10 protein-coding genes are annotated in these 8,668 nt (G+C 63.6%); 2 read left to right on the forward strand and 8 right to left on the reverse strand.

Annotated elements, in window-relative coordinates; all coding sequences use genetic code 11:
* Positions 1-10 precede the first annotated feature (10 nt).
* Positions 11-670, forward strand: a complete 660-nt coding sequence (locus IEX16_RS19595) for a DUF4124 domain-containing protein (protein ID WP_188710249.1) — start codon at positions 11-13, stop codon at positions 668-670.
* Positions 671-684: 14 nt separating this feature from the next.
* Here IEX16_RS19595 and otnI read toward each other — a convergent pair whose 3' ends face one another.
* From otnI to rpiA, 6 genes are all read right to left on the reverse strand, one after another.
* Positions 685-1,518, reverse strand: a complete 834-nt coding sequence (gene otnI / locus IEX16_RS19600) for a 2-oxo-tetronate isomerase (protein WP_188710250.1) — start codon at positions 1,516-1,518, stop codon at positions 685-687.
* Between the two features lie 96 nt (positions 1,519-1,614).
* Positions 1,615-2,289 carry a class II aldolase/adducin family protein gene (locus IEX16_RS19605; RefSeq protein ID WP_188710251.1) on the reverse strand — a complete coding sequence of 225 codons (675 nt, stop codon included), beginning with the start codon at positions 2,287-2,289 and terminating at the stop codon, positions 1,615-1,617.
* Positions 2,290-2,374: 85 nt separating this feature from the next.
* Complete coding sequence (gene otnK, locus IEX16_RS19610; protein ID WP_188710252.1) at positions 2,375-3,646, reverse strand: 3-oxo-tetronate kinase; 1,272 nt, start codon at positions 3,644-3,646, stop codon at positions 2,375-2,377.
* A gap of 80 nt (positions 3,647-3,726) precedes the next feature.
* Positions 3,727-4,617, reverse strand: a complete 891-nt coding sequence (ltnD, locus tag IEX16_RS19615; protein WP_229676463.1) for an L-threonate dehydrogenase — start codon at positions 4,615-4,617, stop codon at positions 3,727-3,729.
* Between the two features lie 88 nt (positions 4,618-4,705).
* A complete protein-coding gene (locus tag IEX16_RS19620) occupies positions 4,706-5,479 on the reverse strand; it encodes a FadR/GntR family transcriptional regulator (RefSeq protein ID WP_188710258.1) in 774 nt (257 codons plus the stop codon).
* A gap of 53 nt (positions 5,480-5,532) precedes the next feature.
* Positions 5,533-6,204, reverse strand: coding sequence for a ribose-5-phosphate isomerase RpiA (gene rpiA, locus IEX16_RS19625; RefSeq protein WP_188710254.1), 672 nt, complete (start codon positions 6,202-6,204; stop codon positions 5,533-5,535).
* A gap of 68 nt (positions 6,205-6,272) precedes the next feature.
* On the opposite strand from rpiA, the gene IEX16_RS19630 reads away from it, so the two are divergent.
* Positions 6,273-7,334, forward strand: coding sequence for a quinone-dependent dihydroorotate dehydrogenase (locus tag IEX16_RS19630; protein ID WP_188710255.1), 1,062 nt, complete (start codon positions 6,273-6,275; stop codon positions 7,332-7,334).
* Between the two features lie 49 nt (positions 7,335-7,383).
* Here the strand turns inward: IEX16_RS19630 and xth are convergent, their stop codons facing one another.
* The gene (gene xth, locus IEX16_RS19635) at positions 7,384-8,214 is read right to left on the reverse strand and encodes an exodeoxyribonuclease III (RefSeq protein WP_188710256.1); all 831 of its coding nucleotides are present in this window, start codon (positions 8,212-8,214) and stop codon (positions 7,384-7,386) included.
* A complete protein-coding gene (locus IEX16_RS19640; protein WP_188710257.1) occupies positions 8,211-8,426 on the reverse strand; it encodes a hypothetical protein in 216 nt (71 codons plus the stop codon). The genes xth and IEX16_RS19640 overlap by 4 nt, the downstream gene beginning before the upstream one ends.
* Between the last annotated feature and the right edge of the window lie 242 nt (positions 8,427-8,668).

The raw sequence follows: 8,668 nt of genomic DNA on the forward strand, positions 1-8,668 counted from the left end.
GGAGCACCGCATGACATCGACCGCTATGAAATTGACCGCCGTTCACGCGCTGCTGGCGCTGGCTGCCGGCCTGAGTGCTTCCGCAGCCTCAGCCCAACAGGTGTTTCGCATCGTCGGCCCGGACGGCAAGGTGACTTTTTCCGACAAGCCGCCACCACCCTCGGCCAACGCCAGGGTGACTGCGGCGGCGACCGACAACAGCACACGAGGGGCTGCCATCAGCTCACTGCCTTTTGAACTGCGCAAGGTCGCTGGCCAATACCCGGTCACCTTGTTCACCGGCGACAACTGCGGCCCCTGCGGGTCGGCCCGCTCCATGTTGACAACACGCGGTGTTCCGTTCACCGAAAAAACCGTCACCACCAACGACGATACACAAGCGCTGCAGCGTTTGAGCGGTGAAAGTGTGCTGCCCTTCATGACGATTGGCAGCCAGCAGCTCAAGGGGTTTTCCGATGCCGAGTGGACCCAGTTCCTGGACGCCGCTGGTTACCCCAAGGCCTCGGTCTTGCCGGCCAGCTACCGCCAGGCGGCGGCCACGCCGCTGGTCACGGTCAGCGCTTCGCCGGCTCCCGCAGCAGCCCGTGTCGGTGCCGCAGCGCCCGCACCCGCCGCGACACCTGTCACGCCGCCGCCAACACCTGACAACCCGGCAGGAATCCGCTTCTAAGGCGGCCCGCAAGTTCAGCGCGGCAGCCAGCCCAGGCCCGCCGAGGTTCCACCGGCTTCTGCGCCTCGTCGAGGCCGGTACTCGCATCCGATCCAGCCGTCCCAGCCGCTGGCCTGCGCCACTTCGTCGATCACCGCAAACAGATAGGGATAGTTGAGCTCCCCGATATCCGGCTCTTGGCGTTCGGGTACACCGGCAATCTGGAAGTGGCCGACCGCGCCTGTCGGCAGGTATTTGCGGATCTTCATCGCCACATCGCCCTCGACAATCTGGCAGTGGTACAGGTCCATCTGCACCTTGAGGTTGGCGGCGCCGACCTCGGCCAAAATCTCGTGCGCATGGTCCTGCCGGTTCAAAAAGAAACACGGCACGTCGCGCGTGTTGATCGGTTCGATCAGCACGTCGCGACCGTTTTTTGCCGCCTCCAGCGCGGCCCAGCGCAGGTTGGCGACGTAACCCTGCTGCAATTCTTCCCGCTCGCGCCCAGACGGAATCTGGCCGGCCATCAGGTGAATGCGCGGGCAATCGAGGGCCTCGGCATAGTCCAGCGCCAGCAACACCCCCGCGCGGAATTCGCCCTCACGCCCCGGTACGGCCGCCGTGCCCTTGTCGCCCGCCTTGTCGATGGCATGCAGCATGGAGGCGGTGTCGATCCCACCGGGCGGTGCATTGAACAGTGCCTGTTGCAAGCCGTTGCCCTTCAGCCGGGCGGCCAGTTCATGGGGCGCGAAGGCATAGGGAAAAAGAAACTCCACGGCCTGGAAACCATCTTCCGCGGCCGCTTCAAAACGGTCCAGAAAGGGCAATTCTGTGTACATCATGGACAGGTTGGCGGCAAATTTCGGCATGCGTGTTCTCTGGATGGCCTGGAAAAATGCTACTGAATAAATAGCAACAAAACTAATATTGACATGGGCTAGAGGCGAATTTGACTCACATATAACTCACCAGCGCGCACCAAAGGTGGTGCGCAGCTCGTCGATCTGCGCGGCGTTCAGGGGCTGGGGCGCCACGCTGACGAGACAGACCAGCCGCGCGGTTTCCTCCAGTTCTTCCAGCACCGCCATGGCTGCGGCCGGGCTGTCGTGCCAGACATTGGGGCCGAGTCGTGCCAGCATCACCGCCCGAATCGGCGTGCCGCGCTGGCCGTAACGCGTGATGGTCTCGCCAACCAGGGCGGCGGCGGCAGGGTCGCCGGGGCGGTGATAGGAAATCAGCGGCACATGGCCGACTTTCATCACAAAATAAGGGGTCACCGGTGGCAGAAATTCTCCAGTCGTTTCGCGCAGACTCAGCGCCACACAGTGCGTGCTGTGGGTGTGGATCACGCAGCGCGTGACCGGGTCAAACGGCGTGGCAGCGGCATAGATGCCCTGGTGCAGCGCAATGGTTTTGCTCGCGGGGTCACCCCCCAGTTGCTTCCCGTCGGCGTTCAGGCGGGCCAGCCGCGCCGGGTCGAGAAAACCCAGGCAGGCATCGGTCGGCGTGATCAGGAACCCGCCGCCTTCGGAGGCATCCAGACGCACACTGATGTTGCCGGCAGTCGCATGCACATAGCCGCGCTCGAACAGGCTTTGGCCGATGCGGCAGATTTCTTCGCGTGCCGTGTTTTCGTTCATGCCGACCGCCGGGCCGCCCCAAGGGAGGCATGCGTCCCCTCGGGGGGCAGTGAAGCCGCAGCGCGGCAAAAGTGGGGGCTGTAAGTCATGCCAGCATCGTAAAGGCTTTGGTGAAAAAATCGTCGCTGCCAAAGTTGCCGGACTTCAAGGCCAGGTGCAGGCCCTGGGGGGCAAGCGGTGCAGGTCCGGAATAACACCAGGGCACACCGGGATCGATTTGCGGGCCGATCTGAATTTGCGTGATGCCCAGCGCCTGCACGCAGGCGCCCGAGGTTTCACCGCCGGCGACCACCAGTTGCTGCACGCCCAACTGCACCAGACCGCGCGCCACCGCCGCCAGAGTGCGCTCGACCAGAGCGCCGGCCTCGTCCACCCCCATACGCGCCTGCACGGCCTTGACCGCACCGCTGTCGGCCGTGGAATAAACCAGCACCGGGCCGCTCACCAGCAAAGGCTGGGCCCAGACCAGCACCTCGGCAGCCACATCGGCGCCCGAGGCCATGCGCAAGGGATTGATCGCCATTGCCGGATGGCCCTGCCTGATGAAATCCTGCACCTGCCGGTTGGTCGCCAGTGAGCAACTGCCCGACACCACAGCCCGCAAGCCGCTGGCGGCTGGAAGTCGGCTGGCCTGGTCAGAAGGCGTGATACCGAAGTTGGCCGGCAAGCCAATCGCCACTCCGGAGCCAGCCGTCACCAGCACCATGCCCTTGAGCGCCGGGCCCAGGCGCAGCAGATCCTCGTTGGATACGGCATCAACAATCGCCACACCGACCCCCTCGGCCTGCAATTGCGCCATGCGCTCGCGCACCGCCGCCTCGCCGCGTGCCACCACACGGTGGTCAATCAGGCCAACACGCCGCTGGGTCTGCGACTGCAACACCCGCATCAGGTTCGCGTCCTGCATCGGCGTCAGCGGGTGGTTCTGCATGCCGCACTCGTTGAGCAGCACATCGCCGACAAACAGATGGCCCTTGAACACGGTGCGCTGGTTATCGGGAAAAGCCGGGGTGGCAATCGTGAAACCGGTCTGCAACGCGTCCATCAACGCTTCGGTCACCGGCCCGATGTTACCGGTGACGGTGCTGTCAAAGGTCGAACAGTATTTGAAATAAATCTGCCGCGCGCCCTGCGCTTGCAGCCAAGCCAATGCGGCCAGCGATTCGCTCACCGCCTCCGCTGGCGGGACGGTTCGCGACTTGAGCGCCACCACCACTGCGTCAACGTCGGCGCCCAGCGGTCCGGAGGGTACGCCGAGGGTCTGCACCACACGCATGCCAGCGCGCACCAGGTTGTTGGCGAGGTCCGTGGCCCCGGTGAAGTCATCGGCAATACATCCCAAACATAGGGCCCCCACGCTTGTCGCTTCGCGTACTGCGCTGCCCCCCGGGGGGGCTGAGCTTGCTTGGGGCGGCCCGGCGCGGCGCTCGATCTTTCTCATGGCGTCTTTGGTAATTCAATGCCGGGGAAAATCTTGATCACCGCACTGTCGTCTTCTTTCGCAAAACCTGCCGTCGAGGCTTGCATGAACATCTGGTGCGCGGTCGAGGACAGCGGCAGTGGAAACTTGCTGGCGCGCGCCATGTCGAGCACGATGCCGAGGTCTTTGACGAAAATATCCACCGCCGACAGCGGCGTGTAGTCGCCCGCCAGCACATGGGCCATGCGGTTTTCAAACATCCAGCTGTTGCCGGCGCTGTGCGTGATCACCTCATACAGCGCGGCCGGGTCTACCCCTTCACGCAGGCCCAGCGCCATCGCTTCGGCAGCGGCGGCAATGTGCACGCCAGCAAGCAACTGATTTATGACCTTGACCTTGCTGCCGGCGCCGGCCGCATCACCAAGTTTGTAGACCTTGGCGGCCATGGCATGCAGCACGGCTTCGGCTTTCGCGTACGCTGCCGGCGCGCCCGAGGTCATCATCGTCATCTCACCGCTCGCGGCTTTGGCCGCTCCGCCAGAGATCGGCGCGTCGATGTAAAGCAGGCCCAGGTCGTTCAGGCGTTTTTCCAGCGCCATCGACCCATTGGGATCGACCGTGGAACACATCACGAAGACGCTGCCAGGCCTCATGGCTGCCGCACAGCCGCCGGGGCCGAACAACACGGTCTCGGTCTGGGCCGCGTTAATCACAACCGAGACCACCACGTCGCAGGCAGCGCCCAGCTCGGCCGGCGAAGCGCAAGCCGTGCCGCCATCCTGCGCAAAGGCAGCGGCCATCTCACCGCGCACATCAAACACCTGCACCGGGTAGCCGGCACGCCTTAGCGAAGCGGCCATGCCGCCGCCCATGGCACCGAGGCCGATCACACCTGCAACAAGGTTCATCATTTCTCCTGATTTATATGGTCATCATACAAATTATAAGCAAGGTAAAAGCTGCTGATTTGGAACTATCGCCCCGCTCCGGCCGGACTCAGGGACGCACTGCGCCCGTTACCAGCGCGCTTGCGAGCTGGACACCTTCCTGCTCCCAGAATCCGGGGTCGGCCTGACGGATACGCTCAATCGCGTTGTCCATGTGCCGCGTGGCGGCCTGGCGCGCCTGCAGCGCATCGCCAGCTTCGATGGCACGGGTGATCGCCTCATGTTCGTCACGCACCTGGCGCACGAAGTCGGCACGGCGCGCCTCGTTGGCACGCGTGACACGGGTGACGCCGCGCAGGAACTGCCGCAGGTAGTCCAGCGTGCTGATCAGAAAGGGGTTTTGCGCCGCGCCAGCAATCGCCCGGTGGTAGTTGACGTCTTCCTCGGCGCCGTCGCCGCCAGCCCGCACGGCGGCATCGAGTGCCGCCATGGCCAGGCGAATGTCCTTGAGCTGATCCGCGCTTCTGCGCTGTGCCGCGAGCGCGGCAACCTCCGCCTCCAGCGCGCGCCGCACCTCGACCATCTGGACCACGGCCTGCATGGACGCGGCCGAACGCGTGTCGAAGTTCAGCGGCGCAAATGCCGACTGCCGGACAAACACCCCGCTGCCCTGACGCGACTCAACCACCCCCAGCGATTTGAGTCGCGATACCGCCTCGCGCACCACGGTCCGGCTGACCGCAAACTGCTCAACCAGCGCCGCCTCGGTCGGCAACTTTTCACCAGCAGCCGGCCTGCCCGCGCGGATCTCCGCAGACAAGGCCTCTGCCACCTGTTCGGACAGATGGACGCCGGGAGTGATGGACTGGAAACGCTGGGTCATGGGCAGATCGGAATTTGTCATATGACTCTACAACATTCAGACCCAAACAAAACTTAGAACACCAGGGTCTTGACGCCGGCTTCGGTGCCCAGCAGGCAAACGCCGGCTTTTTGCAAGGCAAACACACCCACCGTCACGATGCCCGGCCACTGGTTCACGCGGGTTTCAAAGGCCAGCGGGTCACTGATCTTGAGCCCGGTCACGTCGAGGATGTGCTGGCCGTTGTCGGTGACCAGCGGCCGCCCGTCTTTCATGCGTACTTTGGCGCTGCCGCCCATGGCCGCAAACTCGCGGATGATGCGCTGCGCCGCCATCGGGATGACTTCGACCGGCACCGGAAACTGTCCCAGCACCCGGACCAGCTTGGACTCGTCGGCGATACACACAAACTTGCGCGATTGCGCTGCCACAATTTTTTCGCGCGTCAGCGCCGCGCCGCCACCCTTGATCATGTGACCAGCGTGATCGATTTCATCGGCACCGTCGATGTAGACCGCGAGTTCGTCGACCTCCGAAGCGTCAAACACGGGGATGCCCAGCGCCTTCAGGCGTTCGGTGGAAGCCACCGAACTCGACACCGCGCCCCTGATCGTGTGTTTGATGGTGGCCAGCGCGTCGATGAACTTGTTGACGGTGGAGCCGGTGCCGACACCGACGATGCTGCCGGGCTCGACGTAATGCAGGGCCGCCTGGCCCACCTGTGTTTTGAGTTCGTCCTGGGTCATGTGGGCTCGCAGCGTTGGGGGTGGATGGGTTTGCGACAATGGGGCTGTCGCACAACCCAAATTATCCAATGTCCCTGCTCCAGAAGCTCCCTTATGCCCTCGCCCGCCCGGTTTTATTTGGCCTGGACCCGGAAACCGCCCACGAGTTGACCATGGCCGGGCTGGCGCACACCCAGCACACGCCGCTGGCGCTGGCCTGGTGCGCCAGCCGCGTCAGTGACCCAGTTGAGCTGGCTGGCCTGAAGTTTCCGAACCGCGTCGGCCTGGCCGCCGGGCTGGACAAAAACGCGCGTTGCATCGACGGTTTGGCCGGTTTGGGCTTCGGCTTTATCGAGGTCGGCACCGTCACGCCGAAAGCCCAGCCGGGCAACCCGAAGCCGCGCATGTTCCGCCTGACGCAAGCCCATGCGCTGATCAACCGCCTGGGCTTCAACAACGATGGACTGGACGCCTTCATCGCCAATGTGCAGAAATCCAGCTTTCGACAGCGCAAAGGCGTCAGTCCACTGCTGCTGGGCCTGAACATCGGCAAAAACGCCGCCACGCCGATAGAGAACGCTGTGGACGACTACCTGATCTGCCTGGACGGCGTCTACCCGCATGCAGACTATGTGACAGTCAATATCTCAAGCCCCAACACCAAAAACCTGCGTGCGTTGCAAAGCGACGAGGCACTCGACGCGCTGCTGGGCCGGATTGCCGAGCGCCGGGAAACGCTGGCAAAGCAGCAGGGCAAACGTGTACCAATCTTTGTAAAAATCGCGCCCGATCTGGACGAAGCGCAGGTCGAGGTCATTGCCGCCACACTCAAACGCCATGCGATGGACGGCGTGGCCGCTACCAACACCACGCTGAGCCGCGACGCTGTCAAAGGCATGCCGCATGCCGAAGAAGCCGGCGGCCTGAGCGGCGCACCGGTGCTGGCGGCCAGCAACCGCGTGATCGCCCAGTTGCGGGCGGCACTCGGCAAAAACTTTCCCATCATTGGTGTAGGCGGCATCATGAGTGGTGCGGATGCTGTTTCCAAAATCCAGGCCGGCGCTGACGTGGTGCAGCTTTACACAGGGCTGATCTACCAGGGGCCTGAGCTGGTGCAGCAGGCTGCGCTTGCAATAAAAAAGGCACGCTAGCCCTTATCGGATGCGCGCAGGCAGCTACTGAATCAATAGCAAATGGAAGTCAGGGCTTAGCCTTTTTGGCGACAGCCTTTGATCGCGGTTTCGCCGCAACCTTCGCTTTGCCAAGTTCCACCCACACTGGCGCATGGTCGCTCGCGTGTTCCTGACCGCGCACCCAACTGTCCACGCCCGCCTTACTCAGTCTTGGCGCGAGTTCGGCATTGAGCAGGATGTGGTCGATACGCAAGCCGGCGTTGCGCTGCCAGTGCTGGCGGAAATAGTCCCAGAAGGTGTAGATGCGCTGTTCCGGATGCAGCTTGCGCAGGCAGTCGATCCAGCCCTGGCCCAGCAGGTCTGAATAAGCTTCGCGGGTTTCGGGCTGCATCAGCGCGTCGCGTTTCCAGGAGGCGGGCTTGTAAACGTCAAGGTCTGTCGGGATCACATTGAAGTCGCCGGCCAGCACCACTGGGTGGCCTGAAGCGTACAGGCCCAGCGCGTGCGCCTGCAGGCGCTGGAACCAGGCCAGTTTGTAATCGAACTTCGGGCCCGGCCGCGGGTTGCCGTTGGGCAGATAGAGGCAGGCGACCACGAGGCCGTCCACCGCCGCTTCGAGGTAGCGGCTCTGATCGTCACTTGGGTCGCCCGGAAGTTCTCGGCGAATCTTCAGTGGCGGCTCTTCGCCTTTTGCAAGAATGGCCACGCCGTTCCAGGCGCGCTGGCCCTTCCACAGCGCGCTGTAACCGGCCTCCTTCAACGCTGCCTGCGGAAACACGCCGTCCAGCGCTTTCAGCTCCTGCAGGCAGACAACATCAGGCCCTTCCTTCGCCAGCCAGTCCAGCAATTGCGGCAGGCGCGTCTTGATGCCGTTGACGTTGAAGGTGGCCAGTTTCATTCGGGTTTGCGGCGGAAGGCCTCGGCACCACCACCGCCGCCGCCGTCGGTGAACTCATGCTGGTCCAGAGGATTCTTGCGGCCGGGTTTGACCGGCGCTTCGATCAGCGTGCTGGCGCTGTTGTCGGTGTTGTCGGTATCGCTGCGGGTAACTGGCGGCTCGGTGGCCTCGCCGTTGGCACCGCGGGTTGGAGAAGTTTTGTTGTCGGGCATGGTGGCTCCTTGGGACATGGTCCGAACTTAGCAGCCCGCGGTGTTCGGAGCTGTCGGACAAGGCCGCAAGCCGGAACGCCCCGCGCCTGTCATCCCGGACCGGATCCGGGATCCATGGTCGATAACTCGTGCTGTTGGGGTGTGCCTACAAGCCGGGTCTCGCCCCGGCGGGCGACTCACTTTCTCTTGCTTCGCCAAGAGAAAGTAAGGGCGGTCTCAAACCCCAAGTGCAACACTGTCAG

The organism is Polaromonas eurypsychrophila, assembly GCF_014641715.1.
In the GTDB taxonomy this organism is placed as follows: Bacteria; Pseudomonadota; Gammaproteobacteria; order Burkholderiales; family Burkholderiaceae_C; genus Polaromonas; species Polaromonas eurypsychrophila.

Excerpts from the sequence above, each read along its gene's own strand:
- IEX16_RS19595 (WP_188710249.1), top strand. The coding sequence starts at position 11 with ATGACATCGACCGCTATGAAATTGACCGCCGTTCACGCGCTGCTGGCG.
- otnI (WP_188710250.1), bottom strand. The coding sequence starts at position 1,518 with ATGCCGAAATTTGCCGCCAACCTGTCCATGATGTACACAGAATTGCCC.
- IEX16_RS19605 (WP_188710251.1), bottom strand. The coding sequence starts at position 2,289 with ATGAACGAAAACACGGCACGCGAAGAAATCTGCCGCATCGGCCAAAGC.
- ltnD (WP_229676463.1), bottom strand. The coding sequence starts at position 4,617 with ATGAACCTTGTTGCAGGTGTGATCGGCCTCGGTGCCATGGGCGGCGGC.
- IEX16_RS19620 (WP_188710258.1), bottom strand. The coding sequence starts at position 5,479 with ATGACCCAGCGTTTCCAGTCCATCACTCCCGGCGTCCATCTGTCCGAA.
- rpiA (WP_188710254.1), bottom strand. The coding sequence starts at position 6,204 with ATGACCCAGGACGAACTCAAAACACAGGTGGGCCAGGCGGCCCTGCAT.
- IEX16_RS19630 (WP_188710255.1), top strand. The coding sequence starts at position 6,273 with ATGTCCCTGCTCCAGAAGCTCCCTTATGCCCTCGCCCGCCCGGTTTTA.
- xth (WP_188710256.1), bottom strand. The coding sequence starts at position 8,214 with ATGAAACTGGCCACCTTCAACGTCAACGGCATCAAGACGCGCCTGCCG.
- IEX16_RS19640 (WP_188710257.1), bottom strand. The coding sequence starts at position 8,426 with ATGCCCGACAACAAAACTTCTCCAACCCGCGGTGCCAACGGCGAGGCC.